A 26,298-nucleotide genomic window follows, 5' to 3' on the forward strand; every position below is an offset into this window, starting at 1 on the left:
CTTCACGTTTGAGTGTTTCGCGCACTCTGGATCGAATTCCGCCTTCACGTTATCAGAAGTAGCCGGAAATTACTTCAATTTTAGGTTTTTAAATAAAAACCAATAATTTTACGTATGACAACTTTTGAAACAATTGTCCATTATAGAGTTATGAAAAATTTAAAAAATAAGTAGCAATTATGGCAAGACCAAAACGAAATTCACGTATTCTTGGCAAAGCTGAAACACGTCTAGCAAGCGTTAAATCTATCAATTCAAGTCTAGATGTCGGAGAAGGATTGTCAGTCAAAGATTATACTGGAAAAATCGAAACCCTGCGACAATCTCTAGAAACATACAATACTACCCTCTCCACTATTGATGTCTTACTAACCCAGATCCTTGAAAATGAGCAAGATTTAGCAGATTATTCTGAGAAAATTTTGCGTGGTATTGCTTATAAATTTGGTAAGAATAGCTATGAGTACCAAATGGCTGGAGGTATTCGTAAAAGCGATCGCAAGCCTAATGTGCGTAAAAACGTGGTTTCTGCTGTCGGTGAACCCGCACCTACTGGTGCTTTCATCGAATAGAAAAGAGACTAGCAATTGCTAGTCTCTACATCTAGGTTATTGGGTAAGAATCTGGCGGATTAAAATGCTCATTACCTGATTTGGGTTCTCGGTGGGTACTAGTGGACTCCAGTCTCCAACGCTGGCGTAGCCAATTACTTGTAAATAGTGGATGGTGCTGGTAACGGCTTTGGCAGAACCAATCAATGTATGTTTAATCGGTTCTCGCTGGGGTAATGGTTGTCCGGTTGGTTGATGGCTGGTGGATGTATCGAAATTTTCCCCAGACAAAAACTGTTTTAACTTGGACTGGGCAGATTCTGGTAATTGTGACATGATGATATTCATACTCCGATATTGGGGTTTATATAAAGGCGATCGCTGTCTTCTTTGCGGGATTTGGCGATCGTCTTTATCGATTTTGGGGTTTAGATAGGGGCGATGGCTGTCTTCTTTGCGGGATTTAGCGTTCGCCTCGATCGTACTTAGATGTTACTGTATAAATTTATACTTGTCAAGCAGTAGTTGAAAAATTTTTATTAGTAATTATTGAGTTTTAACGAAAATAAATTATGCATAATTTTAGTAACTAATATTACTAAAATATCTATATAAACCTCATCTATGTTGAAACCTAGAGTTTTAAAAAAATATATTTTTGTAGGTTGGGTGGAGTGAAACGCAACCCAACATTACCACCAAATTTTATGTTGGGTTACGCTATCGCTGCACCCAACCTACAAAACTACGGTTTTCAAGGTAGACGAGGTTTAACTGAGTACAAATTATTGTTTCAGGGACTGACAAATAAAAAAAATACAATTTTTCTTGTAAGGTGGAATGCAAAGCAACATTAATTCAAGCCCCCGGATTTATCCGTGGGGTCTTCAATTTTGAATTTTGAATACTTCGGCTACGCTCAGTACAAGTTTTGAATTTTGAATTCCCCGAAGGGGTTGACCTATTCATAATTTGCAAAATATGAAAACCTACGACTGGATTGTTGTTGGTGGTGGAATTACAGGTGCTACACTCTCCTACGAACTAGCAAAGAAAGGTTTTGCTGTACTTTTGCTAGAACAAGATGTTACACCACAAAATGCAACTCGCTATAGTTATGGTGGGCTGGCTTATTGGTCTGGTACTACACCGCTAACTCGGCGATTGTGCGAAGAAGCGATCGCACGTTACCATATCTTATCTCAAGAGTTAGACGCTGATATTCAATTTCGGGAATTAGATTTATTACTGACTATTTCCGCCGATAACGACCCAGAAGCAACTGCGGCATCATATAATCATTTTGCCATTCCACCCCGTTTACTTAGTATTCAAGAAGCTTGTGAGTTGGAACCGCAGCTAAATCGAGAGGCAATATCTGGGGCTTTAACTGTCAAACACGGTCATATTCACCCAGAAAAAACATCACTTGCTTACATCCAAGCTTTTGAGCGGGCTGGGGGTGAAATGCAGATTACCCAAGTATTGCAAGTATTGCCAGATGGCGTCCAAACCACCAGTGCAACTTTTCACAGCGCTAACGTTGTCGTTTGTGCGGGTGGACTCAGCCGCCAGTTGCTTAAATCTGCTGGTGTTTCCATCAAGCTGTATTTTACTCACGAAGAAATCATTGAAACCCCAGCCGTTGATGTCAAGTTACGCACCTTAGTTATGCCAGCGAATCTGCAACGGTTTCAACTAGAAGCTGAATCTACTCAAGTTGATGAATTGTGGGATGAACTTGGTAATGAATTAGTACCGCCAATTTTAGATGTGGGTGCAATTCAGTTTCAAGATGGTAGTATCCGCATCGGTCAAATTAGCCGGGCGATCGCAGATCCTCATGTCGAGGTAAACTCAGACGTAAGCGAAAAATGGTTGCGAAAAGGTGTTGGTCAAATTTTACCAGCATTAGAGCATTTGCCAGGGACTTGGTATCACTGCTTAGTGGCATTTAGTAGCAATCAACTTCCCTTAATTGGTGCTATTCCAGGATTGGAAGGGGTTCATGTTTTCTCTGGATTTAGTAATCCCCTAGTACTTATACCACCTTTGGCAAAGCGCTTCGCTAATTTTGCAACTGGTCAGGAAGATGAAATTATTACACAAATACTAATCTAAGATGATTTGTGACAAAGAATCTACCCAGGTTGACGAGTTTCGACTTCGCTCAACTCTCGATTCTTTAGTTGGTTGAGCGAAGTCGAAACCAACGGCAGCGGTAGATTTATTAACGAAAATTGCCTAAAGACCCGCAGTGAAAAACACAAATATTACTGATGCTGGCACATTAAGCGCTGCACTGATTTTAATTCAATCTCATACTTGGTTAATTGACAATAGTGCATCTTGTCTGGCTAAATAAATAACTAGAGTTCGCTTAATTAGAGGAATAGCAGCAATGTCTTCCATTGAGGACAACAAAATCATTGCTCAACGGTGGATGGAACTTATTAGCGAGCATAAAATCGAAGAAATTTGCGAGATAACCGCCCCGAATTGGAAAATGCACGGTGGTTTACCAGGACTTCCCCTTGGCCCTGAAGGGGTACGCAAACTCTTTGGTTCATTTGGACCTATCCAGCAGCAATGGACAATTGAAGACGTAATCGCTGAAGGTGACAAAGTTGTTGTGCGTGCGACTAATACCTGCATCCAAGAAAGTTTTTTTGGCATACCTAGTCGCGGCCGTCAGCAGACATTCACCGCTACGTTCATTCATTATATTGTTGATGGTAAGATAATTGAAACCTGGCGAAACGCTGACGACCTTGGACGGGTTCTTCAGCTTGGCGCACGGATTGAACCAGGAATATCTGAGTCATAGCAGTAGTTGATTAAAACTATTGTTGTCTTAACCAGCTACCTGTTCAGCACAGACCAGAATTTTGAAAACAGATAAGTAGATAGACATAATTAAATATACTAGGACTTACGCATTGACAGAAAGTTGATACTATGCAGTCAAGCCCAATTTCTGTGTTAGGTGTTCTAGAATAAAGTCACGAGCTACTTGAAGAGATAAATTCCTTTGGATTTCATACCAATTTTCAATTAACTCTTCGGAGCGCATTAATTCTAGTTGTGTAAAAGCTCGAATTGCACTAAGTTGTCTCCATAGTTCTACTCGTTGTGTAAGCAACGACTCTATTTTATTGCTATGTCCAGGTTTCGGGGTACATCATACTAAGGTCTTCGGTTGTACAACTAGCAAACTTGCTGTAGACAGCTTCGTAGCCATCTGTCATCTGCTTAATCGTGAAGTTTCTCAGCACATGCTCTTGGCAGATGTAGCGGTTTAGCTCAGGCACTCTATCAATGGCAGAGAGACAGTCTTTGACTGAGCGACACAAAAATCCTGTCTTACCGTGAACAATCACTTCAGAGGTGGAACCCAAATTCATAGCAATCACAGGTGTACCTGTTACCATCGACTCAATCATCACCAGTCCAAAGGGTTCACGCCAGGTAATCGGGAATAGAGTCGCAACTGCTCCTCCCATCAGGAGGCTCTTTTGGGCATGGTTAGCTTCTCCCAGGTATTCAATCTGCGTTCCATCAATGTGAGGTCTGATCTGTTGCTCGAAATAATCCACATCAACTACATCGACTTTACCTGCTATCTTTAAGTGCCAGCCGGAACGTTTAGCAATTTCGATCGCTAAATGCACCCCCTTTTCAGGTGACATTCGACCCAGAAATGCAAGATAGGGAGACGACTCTGCCTGCGGGTAAAACTTGTAAGTCATTGGATCGATGCCGTTGTAGACAGTGGCAACGTAATTGAGTCCCACTCTTGGTTCTCGCTGCGCGTTGGAAATGCTGACAAACGGCTGAGAGCGAGCATACTTGAACACCTTTTCATTATCTGGTGTCAAGATGCCATGCAGCGTATGAATGGTCGGTGTCTCCACCAATCTGGCGTAGGGTAGTGCAGGGTAGCCAACGTGAGAGTGAATGACATCAAACTTGTGCGCCTGTTCGTACACTCGCATTAGCTGCAATGTTTCGTAAACGCTTGGTTCCTTAACGGTAGAATCTAAGCTCAATGCCTGTGAGTGAACAGATTCTATCTTGGCAAAACTACTCGAATCACCCGATGCAAACAGAGTCACTTCATGACCACGACGAATGAGTTCTTCAGCCAAGAGACTAATCACCAACTCAATTCCTCCATAAGCAGGAGGCGGTACTTGTTCCCACAATGGAGCAACTTGAGCGATTCGCATCATGATCTCCTCAGGATGTATACAACTGGACCTAGTAGTCTATCAAGCAAACTTTGCTGGGTGGCAAGCACCTTGGGCTGGGGAAGCTCTTGAGGCAGAGGGAGAAAAGACATTCTGTACTCCCCCTGCTTGTTCCATACCTGTTCTCCTAACGCTCCGAGTCCTCACACAATCTGCCGTACCTGCCCTGCATGGCTGAACAGCTCGATCATTTCCCGGTTGAAGGCTGGGATGTCGTCTGGCTTGCGGCTCGACACGAGGTTGTTATCAACTACAACTTCCCGATCTACCCACTGGGCACCTGCGTTCTGGAGATCGGTCTTGAGCGACGGCCACGAGGCGATCCGCCGTCCGCGCACCACATCTGCCTCGATCAGAGTCCAAGGCCCGTGGCAGATTACCGCTACCGGCTTGTCGGTATCGAAGAAGGACTTTATAAACTCGATCGCCTTAGCTTGAGTCCGAAGTTGATCTGGATTGGCAACACCACCGGGAAGCAGGAGGGCATCATAGTCGGCTGGATTTACTCGATCGAGGGGGACATCTACCGGGAAAAAATCCCCTTTGTCAAAATGGTTCCAGCCCTGAACGCGATCGCTCTTAGGTGAAATGATGTAGGTTTGAGCACCTGCTGACTCAAGGGCAAGCTTTGGTTGAGTCATTTCAACTTGCTCAAAGCCATCTGTAACCAGAATGGCAACTTTCTTATTTGTGAGCTCTTGTGTCATCTCTACCTCCTAAACTGTTGGCTAGACTTGGTTTTTTCGTGTTCTTGTGGGGTTTTAAGCAGCCTGACCTGGCTTGAGCACGATCTTGATACAGTTGTCCTTCTTGTGCTTGAAAATTTCGTAGCCGTGCGGTGCTTTTTCTAGCGGCAGACGATGGGTGATTACAAAAGATGGGTCGATATCGCCATTTTGGACGCGCTCGAGTAACGGGCGCAAGTACCTATGAACGTGCGTTTGTCCCGTTTTAAATGTTAAGGCTTTGTTCATGGCAGCACCCATCGGTATCTTGTCTACAAAGCCGCCGTAAACACCAGGAATCGAAACAGTGCCACCTTTGCGGCAGGCAACAATCACTTGCCTTAGGGCAGTGGGTCGGTCGGTTTCCATACGCACGGCTTGCTTTACCTGGTCGTAAAACGCATCAGGACCCGTACCGTGGGCTTCCATTCCCACAGCATCCATGCAAGCATCGGGACCGCGACCACCCGTCATTTCTTTCAATGCTTCACCCACCTCGACTTCCTCATAGTTAAGGACTTCTGCCTTGCCGTCTTTCGCCATCTGTAAGCGTTCGGGTACTCGATCGATCGCAATGACGTGCTCGGCACCTAGCATATATGCACTTCTAATGGCAAACTGTCCGACTGGACCGCAGCCCCAGATCGCTACAGTATCTCCTGGCTGGATATCGCAGTTTTCCGCTGCCATATAGCCAGTGGGGAAGATATCCGTCAGAAACAGGACTTGTTCGTCTGTTAGTCCATCAGGAATCTTGAATAAACCGACATCGGCAAAGGGAACGCGGGCATATTCAGCTTGACCTCCAGCATAACCGCCCATCATATGGGAGTAGCCGAAAAGACCAGATGGAGAATAACCCATCAGTTTTTCCGGTATCCAGCCGTTGGGGTTGGAGTTATCGCACAGCGACCACAAATCTTTTTGACAAAAGAAACACTGACCGCAGGAAATGGTAAAGGGGACGACAACGCGATCGCCTATCTTCACATTCTTGACGGCACTGCCTAGCTCGACGACCTCCCCCATAAATTCATGACCAAGGATGTCGCCCTTTTCCATCGTGGGGATGTAACCGTCATAAAGATGTAAATCAGAACCGCAAATCGCCGTTGACGTGATTTTAACAATCGCATCACGCGGATTGATGATTTTTGGATCGGGTACTGTATCAACTCGTACATCGTTAGCGCCGTGCCAACAAAGTGCTTTCATTGTTTTTCCTTTTTTGTTAATTGAACGACTATTAACTATTAGCCAGTCTTCTATGAGCCATTTCAGGGCAGCAAGAGAACTTTTACGCACCCGTCTTTTTTGTGTTTGAAAAGCTCGAAGCCTTGTTTAGCTTCTGCTAGGGGCAAGCGATGTGTGAATACAGCAGATGGATCGACTTCGCCCGCCACAATGCTCTCCAGCAACCTCGGCATATACTTCTGCCCGTGCATTTGTCCGGTTTTAAGCGTCAAGCCTTTGTTCATGAAAGCACCCATCGGCATCTTGTCTACAAAGCCAGCGTAAACGCCCATGATTGACAGGGTGCCGCCTTTACGACAAGCAAGCATTACTTGCCGCAGCACGGTAGGGCGATCGGTTTCTAGTCCGACTTTTTGCTTCGCTTCATCGTAGAATCCTTCCAGCCCCATACCGTGTGCTTCCATTCCCACTGCATCAATACAAGCATCGGGACCGCGACCACCTGTCATTTCTTTTAGGGCTTCGCCAGCATCGACTTCTTCATAGTTGATCGTTTCCGCTTTAGCAAAGTCAGACGCCAGTTGCAGACGGTGGGGAACTCGATCGATACCAATCACGCGCTCTGCACCCAACATATAGGCGCTACGCATGGCGAATTGTCCGACCGGACCACAACCCCAGACTGCGACGATATCTCCACGCTGAATATTACATAAATCTGCTCCCATGTAGCCGGTGGGAAAGGCATCGCTGATCGGCAGCAGTTTTTCATCGGGAATGTCTTGGGGAAGTTTGAGAGCGCCGAAATCAGCGAATGGCACGCGCACGTATTCCGCGTCGCCACCAGCATAACCACCAAACAAATGTGAGTAGCCATAGATACCCGACGTACCAAAGCCAAACAACTTCTCCTGCATCCAAGCGTTGGGGTTGGAGTTATCGCACAGCGACCACATCTGCTTTTGGCAGAAGAAACACTGACCGCAGCCGATCATCGAAGAAACAGCTACGCGATCGCCCTTTTTCAGTTTCTTGACTTCACTGCCAGTTTCGACGATTTCCCCCATGAACTCATGACCCAAAATGTCACCCGGTTGCATCGTCGGAATGTAGCCATCGTAGAGGTGCAAGTCAGAACCACAAATGGTTGTTGATGTAACTTTGAGGATGGCATCGCGCGGGTTGAGGATTTTTGGATCTGGCACTGTTTCCACCCGTACATCGTTAGTGCCGTGCCAGCAAACTGCTTTCATAATCTTTAACCTCCCTTTGGTTGACCTTCTGTTGTTGCAATCTCCCCTGCTTCCATCAGCATTTTGAAGCGGCGTAAATCATCTCCAATCTGCTGTTCTGGTTCTTCGCCGAAGAGTTTGGCAAACACAGATGCAATCGCACCACCAGGCGGGTTATTATATTTCGTGACGACCTTTACCTCTGTACCGCGATTGGTCGGTGCTGGCTGGAAGCGGACAGAACCAGAGTTATCAAAATCTGCACCTTCAACCGAAGCCCAAGCAATCAATTCGTTTTCCCGATCTTCAATGATGTCTGCATCCCATTCAACACTCACACCTAACACCCCACTGGTCGTCCAGTGCGTTCGCGTAGCGTGTCCGGAGGACTCTCGCTTATTATTGTGTACTTTTACGTCTTTGAGATGCTTCATGAAACGCGGCAAGTTCCCAAAGTTATGCCAAAAGCGGTAAAGTTCCTCTGCTGGTTTGCTAATCGTTACCGTCTTTTCAACTTTAATTGGTTGGCTCATGTCTATTATCTCCCGTGCTTGCTGTATGGTGCTTTGTTTATCGCAGTTTGGACAAACAAATTTGTCCAAACCCTAATACCAGGAGCGGAGAATAGTGTAGAATAAAAGCTTATTAGCGAGAGGCATGTAGAAGTCTCTTGAAAAAATTTACCCTTCGTATCAGCCTTCTAGACTACTAAAAAAATTAACAACTACAAATCAACACCTGAACCTTAAAGCTTTCAACTAAACCTAACCTCTAACTAAAGAATGAGATTAGTGTTAAGTTAGTTGGTTATCGCTTATACATTGGCGTCATGCTAGGGAAACTGTCACCTATTGCAATCTAGACATTCAAACATAACTAGACAAGTGTTTCACTCCAGGATTTTTAGATGCTTAACTTTGCCGAGAATGTCTTCTTTTAGGCAAAGTATACTGGGAGTAGGCTCCCCAGCATGAGGCTTTGACCTATGTTAATTCATCCCGCTTCACTTCCCTTTAAGGGGATGCACATAGTCCATTTCCTGTCAATGCGTAAGTCCTATATACAATCAACTCATAGTTTGTAGTGAGCGATTTATCGCTCAGAGCAAGGATTATCGGGACTGAAGTCCTTACTACAAACTTGAAATTTAATTATGCTTAGATACTTGGCAGTTTTTAACTGTTTAGAATCAAAGACGTTTGTGGAAGAGAAAGGTTTTATTCTTCCATAACGTGTTACATAGATATGAGAATCTTTATAAAGTTAATAAAGCTTAATCTTAAAAAGTTTGTTTTTTATTACAAAAACAAACTTTTTTGTATAAGGCGTCACTTTTTACTAGTAAACTATCGCACTATTATCACACTTTAAAGTTTGATATTGTCAGCTTTCTATTAAGTTAGCTGATTCATCTACAGGAAAATTCATAAAAAGATGAGAAGGCAATTTAATCGGCGCAAGTTTATAATCTACGGTTCTTTAACTTTTGGCAGCAGCTTTTTTTTGAAAGCTTGCGCGAATAATTCTCCAACTGCGACAGAGAGTCCAGCCGCACCTCCTACGGCTTCACCAGCGGCGGCTACTGCTGGTGACACAATCAAAGTAGGTATTTTGCACTCTTTGAGTGGTACGATGTCTATTAGTGAAAAAAGCGTTGTTGATGCTGAAAAGTTAGCAATCCAAGAAATTAACGCAGCTGGTGGTGTCTTAGGTAAACAAATTGAAGCAATTACCGAAGATGGCGCTTCTAACTGGGATACTTTTAGAGAAAAGGCAACTAAGCTAATCGATCAAGATAAAGTCGCTGTAGTTTTTGGTTGTTGGACTTCTGCTAGCCGCAAGAATGTTAAGCCAGTATTCGAGAGCAAAAATCACATGCTCTGGTATCCCGTGCAATACGAAGGTCAAGAGTGTTCTAAAAATATTTTCTACACTGGCGCTGCACCCAATCAACAAATTGAACCATCTGTTGATTGGCTGTTAAAAAATAAGGGCAAAGAATTCTTCTTAGTTGGCTCTGACTACGTTTTTCCCCGAACAGCTAATACCATCATTAAAGCTCAATTAGAAGCTTTAGGCGGAAAAACAGTTGGTGAAGATTATTTACCTCTAGGCAATACAGAAGTTACACCAATTATCACTAAAATCAAGCAAAACTTGCCCAATGGTGGCGTGATTTATAACACCTTAAATGGTGATAGCAACGTTGCTTTCTTCAAACAATTAAAAGGGGCTGGATTGACACCAGATAAATATCCCTCCATGTCTGTAAGTATTGCTGAAGAAGAAGTCAAAGCAATTGGTGTAGAGTATCTCAAAGGTCACTATGCAGCTTGGAACTATTTTCAAACAGTAGATACACCTGCTAATAAGAAGTTTGTAGCAGCTTTTAAGAAAGAATACGGTGAAAACCGGGTAACAAATGACCCAATGGAAGCAGCATACATTGCAGTTTATTTGTGGAAACAAGCAGTCCAAAAAGCTGGTACTACAGATATAGCTAAGGTAAGCGCTGCGGCTTATGGTCAAACTCTAGATGCACCTGAAGGTAAAGTGACACTGGATGCCAATCATCACATATCCAAAATTGTGCGGATTGGTCAAGTTAGACAAGATGGTTTATTTGATATTGTCTATACTACTCCTGCACCAGTTGAGCCAGTTCCTTGGAATCAATTTGTGAAAGAAACTAAGGGATTTGCTTGTGATTGGAGTGACCCTGCTAAGGGTGGTAAGTTCAAGAAAGTTTAATTTATTAGTCATTTCTTGTTTTCTCGTTTCCAGGTTCTACCTGGAAATGCTGCTCATTGCGGCTCTGCCGCGAGTCAGGAGGCAGAGCCTCCTAATAGGCATTCCCAGTCTGAGACTGGGAACGAGGGATAAGTACAAGTTTAAGTCATTAGTCATTGGTGAATAACAAAGGACGAATGACAAATGACTAATGACAAATAAGGAGAAATAAGTGTTAGCAGGATTTTTAGAAGCTGTATTTAATGGTATTAGTATTGGCGCGGTATTATTAATCGCGGCATTGGGGCTGGCGATTATATTTGGATTGATGGGTGTCATCAATATGGCACATGGTGAATTGATGATGTTCGGTGCTTATACAACATTTGTTGTGCAAAATGTCTGCAAACAATTGGGTGGGGTGTGGTTTGAAGTCTATATATTTTTAGCTTTGATTATTGCATTTATATTCACGGCTGCTGTGGGATTGATTCTAGAAAAAGGCGTGATTCGTTATCTCTATGGACGCCCATTAGAAACTTTACTAGCAACTTGGGGAGTAAGTTTAATTTTTCAGCAGTTTGTCCGCAGCGTGAATTGGGTATTGATAATTGGTCTAGGTTTATTTTCTCTGTTGTTTTTTGGAGGTTTATGGATTTTAAATTCTCGCACTGATTTGGGAAGGGTTCGTAACTGGATTGTGACGGTGATATTTTTATTATCGCTGGGGGTGACAATCACAACGGGCAATTTATTGAGTCAAACTTATCAGTTGGCAGTAACTCAACCTTGGTTTGGCGCTCAAAATGTAGATGTAACAGCACCGACTTGGTTACAAGCAGGGATATCTTTAGGTGGTGTGCAATTACCCTTTGCCAGATTATTTATTATTGCTTTAACAATAATCTGTGTGGCAGGAATTTACTTATTTTTACAACGTTCTAGCTGGGGTTTAAGAATTCGGGCAGTGACGCAAAACCGGAGTATGAGTGCTTGTTTGGGCATCCCAACTCAAAAAGTGGACGCGATTACTTTTGCACTGGGTTCGGGTTTAGCTGGTGTGGCTGGATGTGCGATTAGTTTACTCGGTTCTGTAGGGCCAAATACCGGGCAAAACTATATTATTGATACTTTTATGGTGGTTGTCGTTGGAGGTGTGGGCAATTTAGCCGGGACGATTGTGGCGGCGTTGGGTATTGGTACGGCTAATTTTTTAATTGGTTCTGGGACTTTGGCTTTGTTGTTGACTCCTGTTAAACCTTTGGTAGATTTCTTTACTTTTTTTGCCACCACAAGTATGGCCAAGGTGATGGTATTTGCGCTGATTATTGTGTTTTTGCAGTGGAAGCCTGGGGGAATTTTTCCGCAGAAGGGACGTACTGTTGATGTTTAAACCGCCAAGACGCAGAGGACGCAGAGAATGAAAAAGAAGGGGGGAAGGTTACTTTTAATTGAAGTGGGGGTGGTAGTTGCGATCGCACTCCTCCTTATAATTATCATGCCACTGCTGCTTACGGAGTTTCGCCTGAATTTGTTGGGACGATTTTTATCGCTGGCGATCGCAGCTTTAGGTATCGATTTGATTTGGGGTTATACTGGTTTACTAAGTTTGGGACATGGTATTTTCTTTGGTTTGGGTGGATATGCGATCGCAATGTACCTGAAGCTGCAAGTCCCGACTGGAGAATTGCCTGATTTCATGAGTCTTTATGGGGTTACAGAACTTCCCGCGTTTTGGCAACCTTTTTATTCGTTTCCTTTGACAATAGCTGCTGTGGTACTAATTCCGGGGTTATTGGCGGGATTGTTAGGATATTTGGTTTTCCGAAATCGCCTTAAGGGAGTTTATTTTTCCATCTTGACTCAAGCCGGAACTATTGTATTTTTCAACTTTTTTAACGGTCAACAACAATTTTTCAACGGCACGAACGGATTGATAGATTTTACAACTTTGTTTGGCGCAACGGTGAGCGATGCCAAGACGCAGTTTGTTTTCTACACGCTGACGGTAGTGTTTCTCGCAGCCACTTACGGAATTTGTCGCTGGTTGACAACTGGACGCTTTGGGAGGTTGTTGATAGCGATTCGTGATGATGAAAGTCGGGTACGATTTTCTGGGTACGACCCTACAGATTTTAAGGTGTTGGTGTTTGCAGTTTCCGGTGCGATCGCAGGTATAGCAGGAGCATTTTACACCATTCAGAGTGGTTCTGTCTCACCCAGAGCAATGGATATTGCCTTTTCGATTGAAATGGTAATTTGGGTAGCAGTAGGCGGACGCGCTACTTTAATTGGGGCGATTGTGGGAACTTTGTTAGTAAATTATGCCCGCACTTTTTTAAGCGAACAATTTGCTGAAATCTGGCTATTTTTCCAAGGCGCACTATTTTTGATAGTCGTTACAGTCCTTCCCGACGGCATTGTGGGATGGTTGCGCAGTCAGAATATTTCTTTTTTCCACCGTCGTCAAGAAATTGCGACATATCCCACCTTAGAAGAAGACCCCGAAGTGCAACATGAACGCGAAAATATTGGAAACTGAAAATGTAACTGTTAGCTTTGACGGTTTTAAGGCTTTAAACCAGCTTAACTTTAGTATGGATGTGGGGGAATTACGAGTCGTAATTGGCCCCAATGGTGCGGGAAAGACAACCTTTCTAGATGTGATTACTGGGAAAGTTCAGCCAACCGTGGGGCGAGTTTTATTCAAAGGAAGAAACCTGCGTTCTTTACCTGAATATAAAATTGCCCGATTGGGAATTGGGCGCAAGTTTCAAACACCTCGAATTTACCTTAACTTAACGCCCCGCGAAAATTTAGACATTACCAGTCATAAGAAGAAAAATGTCTTTTCTACTTTATTTGAACGTTCTCATACTGTGGAAAAGAATCATATTAAAGGATTATTAGAAACCATCGGTTTAACATCGAAAGCCGATATCAAAGCAGCTTTACTTTCCCACGGCGAAAAGCAACGTTTAGAAATTGGGATGTTAGTAGCACAGTCACCTGACTTATTACTCGTTGATGAACCTGTTGCGGGTTTAACTGATGAAGAAACATACAATATTGGCGAACTGCTTTTAGCGCTAGCGCAGAGTCATTCAATTTTAGTAATTGAACATGATATGGAATTTGTGCGTCAAATTGCTAAGAAAGTAACGGTGTTACATGAAGGTTCGGTGCTGTGCGAAGGTAATTTTGAAGAAGTGCAAAATGACTCTCGTGTGATTGAGGTGTATCTGGGAAAACAGGAAGAATAAATTTTTAGCTCTACAAGGCTTAGATATACTATACTCACAAGCTTAGTGGATGAGGAAATATGAGGTTTAATGTAACGGTCGATCGTGATGAAGATGGTGTCTGGATAGTAGAATGCCCCAGCATTCCGGGTTGTGTCAGTCAAGGTCAGACTAAGGAAGAAGCACTAGAGAATATCAAAGATGCAATAGCTGCCTGCTTACAAGTTCGTGCCGAGCGCGGTTTGCCACTTACCATAGAGACTCACCAAGTAGAGGTTGTGGCTTAGTTATGGCGTCTACTCTTCCTGTTCTTAGCGGACGTGAAGTCGTTTGTGTGTTTGAGTCATTTGGTTGGGAAGTTGCACGTCAAATAAGATGACAAGTGTAGCTGTAAATTGAATCATCTTTGTTTACTTAAATGCGTCTATTTAAAGATTGACTATTGTTAGAAAAATAGAATTTATCACAAATTAAAATCTGTAATAACATTAACAATATTATTATTTTTATCATAGCCCAAATAAGTAGCATAAATACCATCACCCCAACCAGAATGAAATGCTATTATATTGGCTTGAGTTGAGCTATCTATACAAACATTCGCCCAGTCCCATGTGGGTCTGTAGTTCTTTTTAAGCTCGCATTCAATTTTGTAGGTTAAATCTTCTATTCTTGTTTTTTTTAAATATGCAGAATAAATTGAATCATTAATAATTTCACCAGCTTTAGCATCCATAAAGCAACCTGTTCCAGAGTCAACAGCGTATCCAAATATCTCCCCCTCAGAAAGCAAACCTAAGTTTTCATCTTGATTATCAGTTCTTGCAACTTCCCACCTTACAGGAGTTGCTTGGTTAACGCAGAGCATAGCATAAGCAACTCTTTGATCGTTATTCTTTTGAAAGTGAGCAACACTCAAAATCACTGAATAACGACCTGGAGCTAAAATAATATCAAAAGGATCGCTATCTGGGTTAACAAGAGGATCGCAAGCTACTAATTTTCCTGAAGTCAATATTAATTCTCCACCATTATAAGTATTATAATTAATTTCATTAAGCTCAAAATTTCCGATTTTTTGATTTCTAAAAGCTTCTAAAAATTTTAGATTATTCATACATACTATTCCATAGTGTAGCTCTCTTAGCCAATTTTATTGGACACTTTATAAATTCATAGCAGTGCTAAGAAGATGCACAAGATTGGTAGCGATCGCCCTTGGATGTCGGTATTCAAGGGTTAACCGACATCAGCGAAGCGGGGGCGGCAGAAAAACACCAGCCAAGATTAGCGTTTGCCTTGGTTGCACATCTAAGCCAGTTAATAACCAACATAATGAATACTGATATATTCCAGTTAGCCAAACAGTCAGTAATTACATACGCAAGTTTTATAGTATAATAGCATACGTTAAAACTGGTTTATGCCGTGTAACCATGCAATATATTCTCTTCGATACAGGTTATGCCACAGGTATAGATAACGAAAGCATTGATGCTGACTTGGCAAAAGCTTACACCAATGATTTTTAAGCATTGGAATATAGATTATGCTGCTTGATACGTCAGGATTGCTCTGCAAGATTTTTTAAGCGGCTAGCTCTCATTTTGCGGAGGCGATCGCTATTACGAACACCACCCGCCATTTCATATTCAGCGCTGTCTTTGCCGTACTTGATAGCAACCACCATTAACATTTTCTCAGAAAGCTGCTTCAAGTTTTTTTCCATCTCTTCAACTTCTGTTAAAGTAGAGTCAACTATAGCCAGAGCGCTATTATGAACATCAATTTTATTACGTAACTGTTCGATTGAATCAATCAGTTTTTCTAAAGTATAATCTTCTTCAAATTTAATGCTGGGAATAATCGATTTCATCCCAGATGCTCTTAATTCAGCTTTTTCTAAAACGCGGGATGTACGTTTTTGACGAGACATAATTTTTCTCTTTTAAGATATTTCTAAAACTAGCTTGCCTCAATTAAACCCGATTTCGGTTCAGCATAAATCGCAATTTCTCATAATAAAATTTTTAGCTTATACCAGTAATATCTCGGTATATAATTACTCATGTACGAGGACAAGGGCTAGAAAACACGAGAGTAGTCGCTACAGACTTGGGAGTAGTTGCTACAGACTTGAGAGTAGTCGCTACAGACTTGGGAGTAGTCGCTACAGACTTGGGAGTAATCGCTACAGACTTGGGAGTAGTCGCTACAGACTTGGGAGTAGTCGCTACAGACTTGGGAGTAATCGCTACAGACTTGGGTGTAGTCGCTACAGACTTGGGAGTAGTCGCTACAGACTTGGGAGTAGTTGCTACAGACTTGGGAGTAGTCGCTACACAAATACGGTTCGGTTAAGATCCCCCCGCCCACGGCGACCTCGTTAAAAAGCTACGGTGTATACACAAGTCAAATTACCCCCCTTATACCATTTTGGATTTTAGATTTTGGATTGTGAAACATCCCTGCGATATATTGGGGGGAAACTTGAAATCTTGCGCCCTCCCCTTCACAAGTTACGGTGTACACACAAGTGTTGGTGCAGTGTATCTATCCCGCCTCGGAATAAATTCCCAGTCTCATAACCAAAGTCTTCTAAAAGAAGACTAAACTAAATTTCTTCTTTAGTCCTCTTTTAGAGGACTTTCGCTTATCAGCCCGGAACTTTAGTTCCGGGCGGGATATTTGCTCAGTGTGAGACTTTCACTTGAACAGAAATATTGGGTGGGTAGGATTTTTAGAGATGTGTGTACACCGTAGCCAACACATACGGGGAGGGTTGGGGAGGGGTGATTCAAGGATTTTTGCAAGAAGTCTATTCAGTTAAAAATCGAAGGTTGTGCGAAGCACACCCACATACTGCGTATCATTTCTGCTATCGTTTTCTGGGTTGAGAATCACCCAAAAACCAGGAGTAACTGAGATGTTGTCATTCAAGCGGTAGCGATAAAATGCTTCGATATGGTAAGCGTTGTCTCGGTCTTGACGGACATCACTGTTAGAGACATGGGGTGGTATACCAAAGAGAATTCCTGGGAGATTGCCTCTACCACCCACATCGGGAAACGAAACACCAATCGCCCCAAACCAGACATTGGCATTGGCACCATTGTTCACAAATAGAGAATCTGTTCCACCTCTACCATTGGAAACATCACTCAAACCAGAACTCTCGGCATTTGCCCAAATATATCCACCCCAAGCGTGGACTTGGAAATTCGGGGAGAAGCGATAGTATCCCTGTGTGCCGACAATATCGTTGGAAGTAGCAATGTTGTTGCCAAAGGGAGCGTTTGACAAGACGCTACCCGTCCCGGCGGAGATATCGGGTACTCCACCAGGGCTATAGCCATGAGAGTAAGCAACACCGATCGCTCCTTGCTTACCATAATAGGCTAAGTGCGCTAAGGCATTGTAGCCGCCATCAAACAAGCCGTTACTAGCCGATGGCACATTGGGATTGTTTGCTAAATAACCCAAGGTGAGAACCAAGTCTTTGGTGATGTTCCAGTTAGCGGCTGCACCGCCGCCACCTCGCCGGAATAAGGGACTGTACGAGCCAAATAATGAGGGAACTCCATTGCCGTCGTCAGCAATTGTGGGGGGAGTGACGGTGGTGGAAATGTCGGTGTAACCAATGCCTGTAGGCCCAACAACGAAGTTAAGGGAATCACTAACTGGGAAGTAATAACGGATGTGGGGGACATAAAGTGTCTCGTTGCTGTCATAATCGAAGTTCAGGCGTGTCATCCCTGTGCCTGTGGCTGCGGCAATTTGGCTGACACCATTGGAATTCGCAAAGTTACCAAATTCTAGCCGGACTCGCAATAAATCTTTGCCAGTGAAACTACTCTCAAAGTTGAGACGACCCCGATTTGCAAAGTAGATGTGGGATTCATCATCTTCGCCACCGACTCGATCGCCAAAGCTATCACTAATGGCGGTAATAATTTGAGCATTCAACCTAGTAGTTGTAGAAAACTGCTGCGCCTCTAATGTTGCTGTATGTGCCTCTAAGGTATCTACTCGTCCGCGCAGAGTTGTCAGTTCTGCGGCAAAGTCTTGCTGCAACTTTTGCATTACTGCTAAATCTTGCTTATTAACTAAATCGTTAGTAGCTGTGGCAATTAACTCATTAATCCGATCCAAACAAGTATTTAAACCTGCGGCAAATTCATAACGGGTTAAGGCACGGTTGCCGCGATAGGTGGAATTGGGATAACCTGCAATACAACCGTAGCGTTCCACTAACGATTGCAATGCACCAAACGCCCAATCGGTTGGTTGTACATCAGAAAACTGGGAAACAGAAGTGACTTGCCCCTGCAAAGTCCTATTAGCATCTACTGCATTCGGATCGTTTTCTGGAGGTGCTGCCCAAACTGCTGGAATTGCCAAAAATAAAATAAAAAAGCTAGGAAAAATAGTTTTTAGCATTGATTTATTAATTGAAAATGGTTGAATTATCAGCTGGTAACGAAACAAATTACCCTCGAATCAGCTGATTTTTTAGTGGTTGACTGAAGCGAGAGTTTATATCTAGTTCACCAAATTAATTTTGATAAGTTCGTAGCGAGTGGCTCTAACTCTCATCTAAGCACTAAAGTGCTTACTACAAACGTAAAAATTCAGCATTCAAAACTCAAAAATCGTAATTTAACGTGAGTTCGACGAGTGCTATTTTGACCTCTCCCCCAGCCCCTCTCCTACCAGGAGAGGGGAGCAAAAAGTTTTCTTTTCTCGTTACTCTTCCCTCTTTTTACCCAGACGCTACGCGTTGCCTAAAAGGAGAGGGAGGCTGTCCGGGAGAGGTCTGTCGAACTCACGTTAATTTCAAAGAAATGCAGCATGATTATAGCAATTCCTGGTTTCGTGAGGTACAGAAATAATGTTTTTAAACGCAGAGGAGCGCAGAGTCAAACGCAAAGGTACGCAGAGGCTTACCTAATTTTATTAGTGATTTACTCAGTACTTCAGCAGGTCGGAAAACGCTATAGTACATTTATGTATCCAATTTTCTCCTAATTCTTTAACTATTCTGAATTAGGAATTTTGACTCGTGAATTCTTACCTTAATGCTCGTAGCAAAATCAGACTTGATGAGACTACAAATTACATATCTTCTAACTCAATCCCTTTGGTTTCTTTAATAAAAAAGAGAATGAAAAAGAATGAAGTAGCTGCTGCAATTGTATAGAGTCCATAGGCAGAACCTAGACCGAAATATTGCAGTATCGGCGGAAATGTTGTAGAAACGAGGAAATTAGCAACCCATTGCATAGCAGCAGCAATCGAAAGTGCGGCGGCTCGAATTTTGTTATTAAACATTTCTCCCAACAGCACCCAAACCACTGGCCCCCAAGAGAAACCGAAGCAAAATACATAGAGGTTGGCTGCAATCAGAGCTATAGTCCCGGCGCTTCCGGTAAGATTGGGGTTCCCAGCAGCATCGAGGGGAGCATGGCCAAAAAGATAAGCCATCGTCCCCAAGGTCAAGGTCATGCCAATCGACCCTAGTATGAGTAAAGGCTTGCGACCAAATTTATCTACGAAGGCGATCGCAATCAGTGTTGTAATAATGTTGACGGCTCCTGTAATCACCGTGATTGATAAGGAATCTTTTTCGGAAAAGCCGACAGCCCGCCACAAAACGCTGCTGTAGTAGAAAATTACATTAATCCCAACAAATTGCTGTAATACAGATAAGCCGATTCCTATCCAAACAATTGGCAGCAGTCCGCCACTTCTGCTTAAGAGGTCAGAAAACCTGGGTTGGCGTTCGCGAAGCACTGTCTGCCGAATTTCTTCGATTTTTGGCAGTACGTCACCCCCTAAAATCTTGGTCAGAACGTTAGCAGCTTCTGGTTCTCGTCCTTTGGCAACCAAATAACGGGGAGATTCAGGAATTGTTAAAGCTACCATCCCGTAGAATACAGCTGGCGGGACTGCTGTCCAAAACATCCAGCGCCAAGCTGGAACCCCAAACAAAAACGGCGAGTCTGCTGAACCTGCTGACACAGCGATAAAGTAGTCGCTCAATAAGGCAACGAAAATTCCCACTACGATCGCTAATTGTTGCAGAGATCCTAACCTTCCTCGCAAATGGGTGGGAGAACATTCGGCAATGTAAGCTGGCGCAATGACGCTAGCAACGCCGATGCCAATCCCACCCAATAATCGCCAAAAGATAAAATCCCAGATTGTGAAGGCTATTCCAGAGCCAATGGCACTGATAGTAAACAATGCCGAAGCGACCACCATTGCGTTGACTCGACCATAACGGTCTGCAATCTGTCCGGCAAAGAAGGCTCCTACCGCAGACCCCAGCAACGCTAGGGACACTGCCAGCCCTGTCACCCAACTACTGGTATTAAAAACTTTTGCTAAAGATAAAACCGCACCATTGATTACAGCAGTGTCAAAACCGAATAAAAACCCGCCGAGGGCAGCGGCACCAGCAATCAAAATTACATAAAACGTGCTGGCTTTACGACGAGTAGTAGTGGAGGTCATAGTTTATATATTTATTATTGAAGATGGGGAATTGGGCATTGGGCGTTAGGAGTGCTGAGTAATGAGTAATGAGTAATGAGTAATGAGTTAAGAGTTAGGAGTTAGGAGTTTTGTTTATCCCCTTGTCCCCTCATCTCCCTCATCTCCCCTGCTCCCCTGCCCCCTGCCCCCTGCTCCCTTGCTTGTTTACCGTCTAGAACGTCTGCGTAACCGATCGATCGTTACTGCCAAAATAATTACTAGGCCTTTGACGACTAGTTGCCAGAAGTAAGATAGGTTCAACAGAGTTAAACCGTTGTTGAGAATCGCAATAATCAATGCACCGAGAAGAGTGCCGCCAATGGTGCCAATACCGCCTGTAAAGCTGGTTCCACCTAGAATAACAGCTGCGATCGCATCTAATTCATAACCCTGACCTAATACGCCACTGGCACTATAAAGACGGCTGGCGCTCATGATTCCTGCTAAACCTGCCAGTAATCCGCTAATACCATAGACGAATAGCAACACGCGATTAACTTTAATCCCTGTTAATCTGGCTGCCCGTTCGTTACCGCCAACAGCATATATCTGCACTCCCAAAACAGTTTGTCGCAGCACAAACCAGCTAGCGATTACGGTCAGTAGTGCAATGATTACTAGCCACGGTAGGGGGCCGACATAATTATTACCCACCCAAGCAAAATTGATGTCTGGGTTAATCAGCGTTGCTCCCTTGGCAACTAAAAAGGCAACACCCCGCAAGGCTGTAAGTGAACCTAATGTGACAATAAAAGGTGGCACATCCAAAAAGGTGATGAGAGCGCCATTGATTAAGCCTAAAAGTAATCCCGCCAGCAACGCAGCAGGCACGGCCGCCCAACTTAAAGCCGGCAGCAGCGATACCAGTAAGGCAACTACGGCAGAAACAGCCAATATTGACCCAACTGAAAGGTCAATCCCGCCGGTGAGAATCACAAAGGTCATTCCTGTGGCCAGCACAATATTGATTGATGACTGACGCAAGATATTAACGATGTTACTGCCGGTGAGGAAGTTGGGAGAAAGGAATGCAAATAAGATGCAGATAATTACTAGAATTGGCAAAATACCCGCAACTTCCAACAGAGTGCTGATTGATTTCCGGTTGCGAGCTGCCAGATTGTTGGCTGATTTATTGATAGGCGGTCTGACTGTCTGACTCATAATGCTGATACCTCCGATGCTCCAGTTGCGTAGTGCATAATCTTTTCTTGGGTGATTTCTTTGCCAAGACTGCCATCCAGCTCGCCTACTAGTTGTCCTTCTCGCATCACTAAGACGCGATCGCTCATGCCGACAATCTCCGATAGTTCGCTGGAAACCATTAAAATAGCAACACCTTGCGCTGCTAATTCGCTCATAATTCGGTAAATTTCACTTTTAGCACCGATATCTACGCCGCGTGTCGGCTCATCTAACATCAAGACTTTCGGTTTAATGGCTAACCAGCGCGCTAGCATTAGCTTCTGTTGATTACCACCAGAAAGATCCAATGCTCTGATTTCCAAATTGGCTAGGCGGATATTAAAGTTTTCTACCGCATCTGTTGACAGCCGATTAACTGAACTCCAGTCAACAACTCCAGCCTTTGCATCCTCTTTGAGTGTGTTGATGGCAATATTCTTGCGGGCGCTCATCTCCAGAAATAAACCTTGGTCTTTGCGGTCTTCTGGAACGTAGCCAATTCCGGCAGCAATGGCATCACTGGGCGTATTAATTTCCAGTTTTTTGCCATTCAAGAATACTTCACCACTAGCCTTACGGTCTGCACCAAAAATCAGCCGGGATAGTTCTGTGCGTCCGGCACCAACCAACCCAGCTAAACCGAGAATTTCTCCAGCATGAAGTTCAAAACTAGCCGGCTCAATCTTCTTGCGGGCGTCGCTCATATTTCTGACTGACAGCACGACGGGGCCGGGATTCATTTGCCGTTGATGTTCGTAAAAGTCTTGCATGGAGCGACCGACCATCATCTGCACCAATCGCTGGGGAGTAATTTCACTGCGTGTGAGACTGCCAATATATTGACCATCGCGCAACACGCTAATCCGGTCAGCTAAGGCATAGATTTCTTCCATGCGATGGCTGATGTAAATAATCGCAATACCATCACGCCGCAGTTTGCGAATTACCTCAAATAAATGGTCGCTCTCGCGGTCAGACAATGCTGCTGTTGGTTCATCCATCACCAAAACGCGGCTTTTATCCTTTAGCGCCCTGGCAATTTCCACTTGCTGCTGTTCGGCGATGGACAAAGTACCAACTACAGTTTGGGCGGTAAAATTGGCTCCCAGGCTTTCTAGCACTTCTTCTGCTTCTAGTTGCATTGCTTTGCGGTCTAAAAGCTGACCTCGCCGCAACTCGCTACCCATAAACATATTTTCGGTAACGGTTAAATTCGGTGCAACATTCAGTTCTTGATAAATAAGATTAATACCCGCCTTGCGTGCTGTCGCTGGGTCGGTAATTTTCAAGGGTTGACCATTGATGCGAATTTCTCCTTCGTCGGCAATGTAAGCCCCTGCCAGGATTTTCATCAATGTGCTTTTGCCTGCTCCGTTTTCACCCATGAGGGCGTGAACTTCTCCCGGATAAATCGTCAGATTGACATTTTGGAGCGCAGATACACCATGAAATCGTTTCGTAATCCCTTGCATTTCTAATACAGGGGTGGTGGTTGGTGTATCAGGAAATGAGGTTTCAATATTTGTTGTCATCAGCAGAACCTCTAAAAACAATTTAATAATTGCATCGTGAGTAGAAATCAATAAACTCACACTTGATGTGAAATTAAAATCATCACAAAATCATGTTTTAAAAAGCGATCGCTATTTTGGAAACTTCTAAACGCCGTCTTCCAAAATTTAGAACTTTTCGCAAATGCATCATATATATACATCATGGGTATGTGCAAAAAGTCTGTCAATGCACCAAAAGAATCAACTCAGATTAGAAATAATTTGCATTGTAAATTTACAATTTTTATTATTTACCAGCCTTTTTCTGTGCTGACATTATCTTTTGTAATCAACTTAACTGGAATCAAAATTGTAGGATTGCTAGGTTTGTTCCCATTTAAAATGTCGTTGCCAACTTGAACTGCTTTTTGGGCCATTCCTCGCGGATTTTGAGTAGCAGTTGCAGCATATAAACTATTTTTAGAAGCGATCGCAGTGATTGCTTCTGGCGCACCATCAACCCCAACAATAAAGAATTCTTTACGTTGTGCTTGGTTAGCTGCTAGTTCTGCACCAACCCCACTCGGATCGTTGATGGCAAAAACAGCATCAATCTTCGGAAAGGTTGTGAGCAAATCAGTCATAACTCTAAGTCCTCCATCCCGACTACCGCCTGCATTCTGGTTTTTAGAGAGAATTTTGATATTGGGATATTTAGACAATACATTCTCGCAGCCACTAACTCGCTGAATCACCGAATCTACTGGCGGGCCGTTAACTATTACTACATTGCCTTTACCTTTGAGACGGTCAGCAATATATTTGCAACTAACTTCTCCAGCTTGGGTATTATTAGTAGTGATGGTGGCATCCACACCTCCCTCAGCACCTGTGTCTACGGCAATGACAATTCTACCTGCTTGTTTTGCTTTTTCAACTATTGGCTTAATGCCACTTTTATCAGCAGCGTTCAAAACAATGATGTCAGTATTTGCAGCCGTAAAATTTTCAATTTGATTGGCTTGTTGGTTAAGGTCATAAGCACTGGAAGCTATAATAACGTTGACATCTTTTCCGCCAATTCTCTTCGCTTCTGCCTCAACTGCTTCTCCCATAACAACGAAGAAAGGGTTACTTAAATCGCCAACGGTGAAGGCAACCGATCGCAACTTTCTATTTTCAGTGGCGGTTTTAATTTCTGCACTAGTATTGATAGCAGTTGTAGTATCAGTGTTAGTAGCAGTGTTGCGATCGGGAGAACCATTTGTACAGCCGACAAAGCTACCACTAATGATACCTAGTATGCTAGCTGCGATTACGCGAAGCGCAACACCAGAAGTAAGCGGAATCTTTTTCACATTCATATATCTCCTAAAAATCATTTTTATTTACACCGTATGTTCAAAAAATAAAGTAAAGTATTGTCACCTAATGCGCCATATTGCACAAACTCCGTATAAACCGTCATTAATCATTTGTGTTTCTAATGACAAAAAACAAATGACAAAAGACAATTACAAATTACCAGCCTTGATAACTGCTGAGGTTCTCTCTAGTAACCAACTTGACCGGAATCAGAATCTCAGATGACTCAGGTTTTTTACCCTGGATGATATCGTTGCCAATCTGAACTGCTTTTTGGGCCATCCCTGCGGGATTTTGAGCAGCAGTTGCAGCAAATACACCATTTTTGTCTTCCATTGCTTTGGTTGCATCTGGCGATCCGTCAACCCCAACAATAAAAAATTCTTTACGTCTTGCTTGTCTAGCAGCTAAATCTGCGCCGACACCGCTTTGATCGTTAGTGGCAAAAACGGCATCAATTTTCGGAAAGGTTGTCAGCAAATCGCTCATGACTCTTAGTCCTCCATCCCTTGTCCCTTCAGCGTTTTGCTCTTTAGAGATCAGTTTAATATTCGGATATTTAGACAATGACTTCTCACAGCCACTCACTCGCTGATTGATTGAGTCCATCGGCGTACCGTTGAGGATGACTACACTACCTTGACCTTTGAGGCGATCGGCAATATATTGGCAAGCAACCTCACCAGCTTGGGTATTGTTGGAACTAATCATTGCATCCACATCTGCATCAACGGCTGAATCTAATGCAATAACAACTCTACCTGCAAGCCTTGCTTGGTCAATAACTGGTTTAACTCCTTTTTTATCAACAGCGCTGAGGATAATTAAGTCAGTATTTGCAGCTGTAAAATTTTCGATTTGGTTGGTTTGTTGGTTCAAATCGAAGGCACTGGAAACCGCATTAACTCTGATATTACCGCCGATTTTTTGAGCTTCTGTCTCAGTCCCCTTCTGCACAGCATTATAGAAAGGATTGCCTAAGTCACCCAAAGCGACGCCGATTGTTTGCAATTTTCTATTTGAAGTACTAAGACTCTCTGCGCTTATATTAGTAGCCTTGTTAGTAGTATTAGTAGCAGTGTTGCCATTTTCAGCGCCATTTGTGCAACCAACAACTACAAAACCTAATATACCAGCTATGAGCGAAATTTTATTCATATTCCTCTGTTTCTAACAACTGATTTAAATTGGATAAAGGTCATAACCAGATAAACTAGGTCTGAAAAACTTAGACTTAACCTAGCGTTACTACTAACTTTTGGAATTGAAACTCAAAAAAGCTTGTTATTTGACTTAATGGGAGTTATTGCTATTAGTTTCACGAACCCAAATGTTTTATTTTTAAAGCAAACTTACGAAGATTACACTACTTCAAATATTTACATTATTTTTGAGTAAAATTACTTCGTAGTGCATAGCCTGAAAGTAGCTTTTAAGTGAAACTTCCCAAAATTAGTTTTATTAAACTTATAAGTCTTTATTTGTTTTGAATTTATTTCATTTTATCCCGACCCAGTAAAAAAATTAATTTGTTTATCGAACTTTACATTTGTAAAGTGTTTAAATCTTTCGATAGAACTCAAAGTCTTGATTCCAAAGCATTCGGATAAATTAGGCTATTCCATATTATGATTGATGTTAAAAACGTTAACATTTCTCAATCAATCTCCTTCAGAAAAGATACATTAGAGTAGAGAGCTTTTTGATTGATAGTACGGAATTTCGGAAAATGTAAACATCCTTTGGTTAGATTTTTCAAATCAACTTTCATCAGCTTGACAAGTGTATTTATTT

At 43.0% G+C, this 26,298-nt stretch carries 22 protein-coding genes and 2 pseudogenes; 9 read left to right on the forward strand and 15 right to left on the reverse strand.

All coding sequences use genetic code 11. From position 1 onward, the window contains the following. The first annotated feature begins 179 nt into the window (after nucleotides 1-179). Nucleotides 180-572: a hypothetical protein gene (locus ACR5KR_RS28985; RefSeq protein ID WP_448268918.1), complete on the forward strand. Its 393-nt coding sequence runs from the start codon at nucleotides 180-182 to the stop codon at nucleotides 570-572. A 36-nt stretch (nucleotides 573-608) separates the two neighbouring features. Here the strand turns inward: ACR5KR_RS28985 and ACR5KR_RS28990 are convergent, their stop codons facing one another. After that, nucleotides 609-887, reverse strand: a complete 279-nt coding sequence (locus tag ACR5KR_RS28990; RefSeq protein ID WP_448268920.1) for a hypothetical protein — start codon at nucleotides 885-887, stop codon at nucleotides 609-611. A gap of 645 nt (nucleotides 888-1,532) precedes the next feature. Between ACR5KR_RS28990 and ACR5KR_RS28995 the strand changes: the two genes are divergently transcribed. Further along, complete coding sequence (locus ACR5KR_RS28995) at nucleotides 1,533-2,672, forward strand: NAD(P)/FAD-dependent oxidoreductase (RefSeq protein WP_448268921.1); 1,140 nt, start codon at nucleotides 1,533-1,535, stop codon at nucleotides 2,670-2,672. 280 nt (nucleotides 2,673-2,952) lie between these two features. Further along, a complete protein-coding gene (locus ACR5KR_RS29000) occupies nucleotides 2,953-3,378 on the forward strand; it encodes an ester cyclase (RefSeq protein WP_448268922.1) in 426 nt (141 codons plus the stop codon). Nucleotides 3,379-3,507: 129 nt separating this feature from the next. Here ACR5KR_RS29000 and ACR5KR_RS29005 read toward each other — a convergent pair. The 6 genes and pseudogenes from ACR5KR_RS29005 to ACR5KR_RS29030 all read right to left on the reverse strand — a co-directional run. Beyond that, nucleotides 3,508-3,657, reverse strand: a pseudogene (locus ACR5KR_RS29005) (IS701 family transposase); the annotation flags it as partial. 52 nt (nucleotides 3,658-3,709) lie between these two features. After that, the gene (locus ACR5KR_RS29010) at nucleotides 3,710-4,780 is read right to left on the reverse strand and encodes a glycosyltransferase family 4 protein (RefSeq protein ID WP_448270373.1); all 1,071 of its coding nucleotides are present in this window, start codon (nucleotides 4,778-4,780) and stop codon (nucleotides 3,710-3,712) included. 164 nt (nucleotides 4,781-4,944) lie between these two features. Further along, nucleotides 4,945-5,508, reverse strand: coding sequence for a type 1 glutamine amidotransferase domain-containing protein (locus ACR5KR_RS29015; protein ID WP_448268924.1), 564 nt, complete (start codon nucleotides 5,506-5,508; stop codon nucleotides 4,945-4,947). Between the two features lie 54 nt (nucleotides 5,509-5,562). Then, the gene (locus ACR5KR_RS29020; protein WP_448270375.1) at nucleotides 5,563-6,741 is read right to left on the reverse strand and encodes a zinc-dependent alcohol dehydrogenase; all 1,179 of its coding nucleotides are present in this window, start codon (nucleotides 6,739-6,741) and stop codon (nucleotides 5,563-5,565) included. Between the two features lie 62 nt (nucleotides 6,742-6,803). Further along, on the reverse strand, nucleotides 6,804-7,973 hold the full coding sequence (locus tag ACR5KR_RS29025) for a zinc-dependent alcohol dehydrogenase (RefSeq protein WP_448268925.1): 1,170 nt from the start codon (nucleotides 7,971-7,973) through the stop codon (nucleotides 6,804-6,806). Nucleotides 7,974-7,978: 5 nt separating this feature from the next. Further along, nucleotides 7,979-8,524, reverse strand: a pseudogene (locus ACR5KR_RS29030) (SRPBCC family protein); the annotation flags it as partial. Between the two features lie 862 nt (nucleotides 8,525-9,386). Here ACR5KR_RS29030 and urtA point away from each other — a divergent pair. The 5 genes from urtA to ACR5KR_RS29055 all read left to right on the forward strand — a co-directional run bounded on the left by urtA (nucleotide 9,387) and on the right by ACR5KR_RS29055 (nucleotide 14,211). Further along, on the forward strand, nucleotides 9,387-10,703 hold the full coding sequence (urtA, locus tag ACR5KR_RS29035) for an urea ABC transporter substrate-binding protein (protein WP_448268926.1): 1,317 nt from the start codon (nucleotides 9,387-9,389) through the stop codon (nucleotides 10,701-10,703). Nucleotides 10,704-10,914: 211 nt separating this feature from the next. After that, nucleotides 10,915-12,075, forward strand: a complete 1,161-nt coding sequence (locus ACR5KR_RS29040; protein WP_448268927.1) for an ABC transporter permease subunit — start codon at nucleotides 10,915-10,917, stop codon at nucleotides 12,073-12,075. A 27-nt stretch (nucleotides 12,076-12,102) separates the two neighbouring features. Then, the gene (gene urtC, locus ACR5KR_RS29045) at nucleotides 12,103-13,224 is read left to right on the forward strand and encodes an urea ABC transporter permease subunit UrtC (protein ID WP_448268928.1); all 1,122 of its coding nucleotides are present in this window, start codon (nucleotides 12,103-12,105) and stop codon (nucleotides 13,222-13,224) included. Continuing rightward, complete coding sequence (gene urtD, locus ACR5KR_RS29050; protein WP_448268929.1) at nucleotides 13,199-13,945, forward strand: urea ABC transporter ATP-binding protein UrtD; 747 nt, start codon at nucleotides 13,199-13,201, stop codon at nucleotides 13,943-13,945. The genes urtC and urtD overlap by 26 nt, the downstream gene beginning before the upstream one ends. A 59-nt stretch (nucleotides 13,946-14,004) precedes the next feature. Further along, nucleotides 14,005-14,211: a type II toxin-antitoxin system HicB family antitoxin gene (locus ACR5KR_RS29055; protein WP_448268930.1), complete on the forward strand. Its 207-nt coding sequence runs from the start codon at nucleotides 14,005-14,007 to the stop codon at nucleotides 14,209-14,211. Between the two features lie 176 nt (nucleotides 14,212-14,387). Here the strand turns inward: ACR5KR_RS29055 and ACR5KR_RS29060 are convergent, their stop codons facing one another. Both ACR5KR_RS29060 and ACR5KR_RS29065 read right to left on the reverse strand, forming a co-directional pair. After that, nucleotides 14,388-15,041, reverse strand: coding sequence for a DUF4241 domain-containing protein (locus ACR5KR_RS29060; RefSeq protein WP_448268932.1), 654 nt, complete (start codon nucleotides 15,039-15,041; stop codon nucleotides 14,388-14,390). 447 nt (nucleotides 15,042-15,488) lie between these two features. Then, a complete protein-coding gene (locus ACR5KR_RS29065) occupies nucleotides 15,489-15,860 on the reverse strand; it encodes a hypothetical protein (RefSeq protein ID WP_448268933.1) in 372 nt (123 codons plus the stop codon). Between the two features lie 179 nt (nucleotides 15,861-16,039). On the opposite strand from ACR5KR_RS29065, the gene ACR5KR_RS29070 reads away from it, so the two are divergent. Next, the gene (locus ACR5KR_RS29070; RefSeq protein WP_448268934.1) at nucleotides 16,040-16,285 is read left to right on the forward strand and encodes a hypothetical protein; all 246 of its coding nucleotides are present in this window, start codon (nucleotides 16,040-16,042) and stop codon (nucleotides 16,283-16,285) included. Between the two features lie 465 nt (nucleotides 16,286-16,750). Here ACR5KR_RS29070 and ACR5KR_RS29075 read toward each other — a convergent pair whose 3' ends face one another. The 6 genes from ACR5KR_RS29075 to ACR5KR_RS29100 form a co-directional block, all read right to left on the reverse strand. Further along, the gene (locus tag ACR5KR_RS29075) at nucleotides 16,751-18,364 is read right to left on the reverse strand and encodes an iron uptake porin (RefSeq protein ID WP_448268935.1); all 1,614 of its coding nucleotides are present in this window, start codon (nucleotides 18,362-18,364) and stop codon (nucleotides 16,751-16,753) included. 675 nt (nucleotides 18,365-19,039) lie between these two features. Further along, nucleotides 19,040-20,440 (reverse strand): sugar porter family MFS transporter, encoded by a 1,401-nt coding sequence (locus ACR5KR_RS29080; RefSeq protein ID WP_448268937.1) that lies wholly within the window; start codon nucleotides 20,438-20,440, stop codon nucleotides 19,040-19,042. A 186-nt stretch (nucleotides 20,441-20,626) separates the two neighbouring features. Continuing rightward, a complete protein-coding gene (locus tag ACR5KR_RS29085) occupies nucleotides 20,627-21,625 on the reverse strand; it encodes an ABC transporter permease subunit (RefSeq protein WP_448268938.1) in 999 nt (332 codons plus the stop codon). Then, complete coding sequence (locus ACR5KR_RS29090; protein WP_448268940.1) at nucleotides 21,622-23,178, reverse strand: sugar ABC transporter ATP-binding protein; 1,557 nt, start codon at nucleotides 23,176-23,178, stop codon at nucleotides 21,622-21,624. Before ACR5KR_RS29090 ends, ACR5KR_RS29085 begins: the two co-directional genes overlap by 4 nt. A 272-nt stretch (nucleotides 23,179-23,450) precedes the next feature. Next, nucleotides 23,451-24,503, reverse strand: a complete 1,053-nt coding sequence (locus ACR5KR_RS29095) for an ABC transporter substrate-binding protein (protein ID WP_448268941.1) — start codon at nucleotides 24,501-24,503, stop codon at nucleotides 23,451-23,453. Between the two features lie 157 nt (nucleotides 24,504-24,660). Next, nucleotides 24,661-25,662 carry an ABC transporter substrate-binding protein gene (locus tag ACR5KR_RS29100; protein ID WP_445628694.1) on the reverse strand — a complete coding sequence of 334 codons (1,002 nt, stop codon included), beginning with the start codon at nucleotides 25,660-25,662 and terminating at the stop codon, nucleotides 24,661-24,663. Between the last annotated feature and the right edge of the window lie 636 nt (nucleotides 25,663-26,298).

It is taken from the genome of Nostoc sp. DSM 114159, assembly GCF_053470285.1.

Excerpts from the sequence above, each read along its gene's own strand:
- ACR5KR_RS28985 (WP_448268918.1), top strand. The coding sequence starts at position 180 with ATGGCAAGACCAAAACGAAATTCACGTATTCTTGGCAAAGCTGAAACA.
- ACR5KR_RS28990 (WP_448268920.1), bottom strand. The coding sequence starts at position 887 with ATGTCACAATTACCAGAATCTGCCCAGTCCAAGTTAAAACAGTTTTTG.
- ACR5KR_RS28995 (WP_448268921.1), top strand. The coding sequence starts at position 1,533 with ATGAAAACCTACGACTGGATTGTTGTTGGTGGTGGAATTACAGGTGCT.
- ACR5KR_RS29000 (WP_448268922.1), top strand. The coding sequence starts at position 2,953 with ATGTCTTCCATTGAGGACAACAAAATCATTGCTCAACGGTGGATGGAA.
- ACR5KR_RS29010 (WP_448270373.1), bottom strand. The coding sequence starts at position 4,780 with ATGCGAATCGCTCAAGTTGCTCCATTGTGGGAACAAGTACCGCCTCCT.
- ACR5KR_RS29015 (WP_448268924.1), bottom strand. The coding sequence starts at position 5,508 with ATGACACAAGAGCTCACAAATAAGAAAGTTGCCATTCTGGTTACAGAT.
- ACR5KR_RS29020 (WP_448270375.1), bottom strand. The coding sequence starts at position 6,741 with ATGAAAGCACTTTGTTGGCACGGCGCTAACGATGTACGAGTTGATACA.
- ACR5KR_RS29025 (WP_448268925.1), bottom strand. The coding sequence starts at position 7,973 with ATGAAAGCAGTTTGCTGGCACGGCACTAACGATGTACGGGTGGAAACA.
- urtA (WP_448268926.1), top strand. The coding sequence starts at position 9,387 with ATGAGAAGGCAATTTAATCGGCGCAAGTTTATAATCTACGGTTCTTTA.
- urtC (WP_448268928.1), top strand. The coding sequence starts at position 12,103 with ATGAAAAAGAAGGGGGGAAGGTTACTTTTAATTGAAGTGGGGGTGGTA.
- urtD (WP_448268929.1), top strand. The coding sequence starts at position 13,199 with ATGAACGCGAAAATATTGGAAACTGAAAATGTAACTGTTAGCTTTGAC.
- ACR5KR_RS29055 (WP_448268930.1), top strand. The coding sequence starts at position 14,005 with ATGAGGTTTAATGTAACGGTCGATCGTGATGAAGATGGTGTCTGGATA.
- ACR5KR_RS29060 (WP_448268932.1), bottom strand. The coding sequence starts at position 15,041 with ATGAATAATCTAAAATTTTTAGAAGCTTTTAGAAATCAAAAAATCGGA.
- ACR5KR_RS29065 (WP_448268933.1), bottom strand. The coding sequence starts at position 15,860 with ATGTCTCGTCAAAAACGTACATCCCGCGTTTTAGAAAAAGCTGAATTA.
- ACR5KR_RS29075 (WP_448268935.1), bottom strand. The coding sequence starts at position 18,364 with ATGCTAAAAACTATTTTTCCTAGCTTTTTTATTTTATTTTTGGCAATT.
- ACR5KR_RS29080 (WP_448268937.1), bottom strand. The coding sequence starts at position 20,440 with ATGACCTCCACTACTACTCGTCGTAAAGCCAGCACGTTTTATGTAATT.
- ACR5KR_RS29085 (WP_448268938.1), bottom strand. The coding sequence starts at position 21,625 with ATGAGTCAGACAGTCAGACCGCCTATCAATAAATCAGCCAACAATCTG.
- ACR5KR_RS29090 (WP_448268940.1), bottom strand. The coding sequence starts at position 23,178 with ATGACAACAAATATTGAAACCTCATTTCCTGATACACCAACCACCACC.
- ACR5KR_RS29095 (WP_448268941.1), bottom strand. The coding sequence starts at position 24,503 with ATGAATGTGAAAAAGATTCCGCTTACTTCTGGTGTTGCGCTTCGCGTA.
- ACR5KR_RS29100 (WP_445628694.1), bottom strand. The coding sequence starts at position 25,662 with ATGAATAAAATTTCGCTCATAGCTGGTATATTAGGTTTTGTAGTTGTT.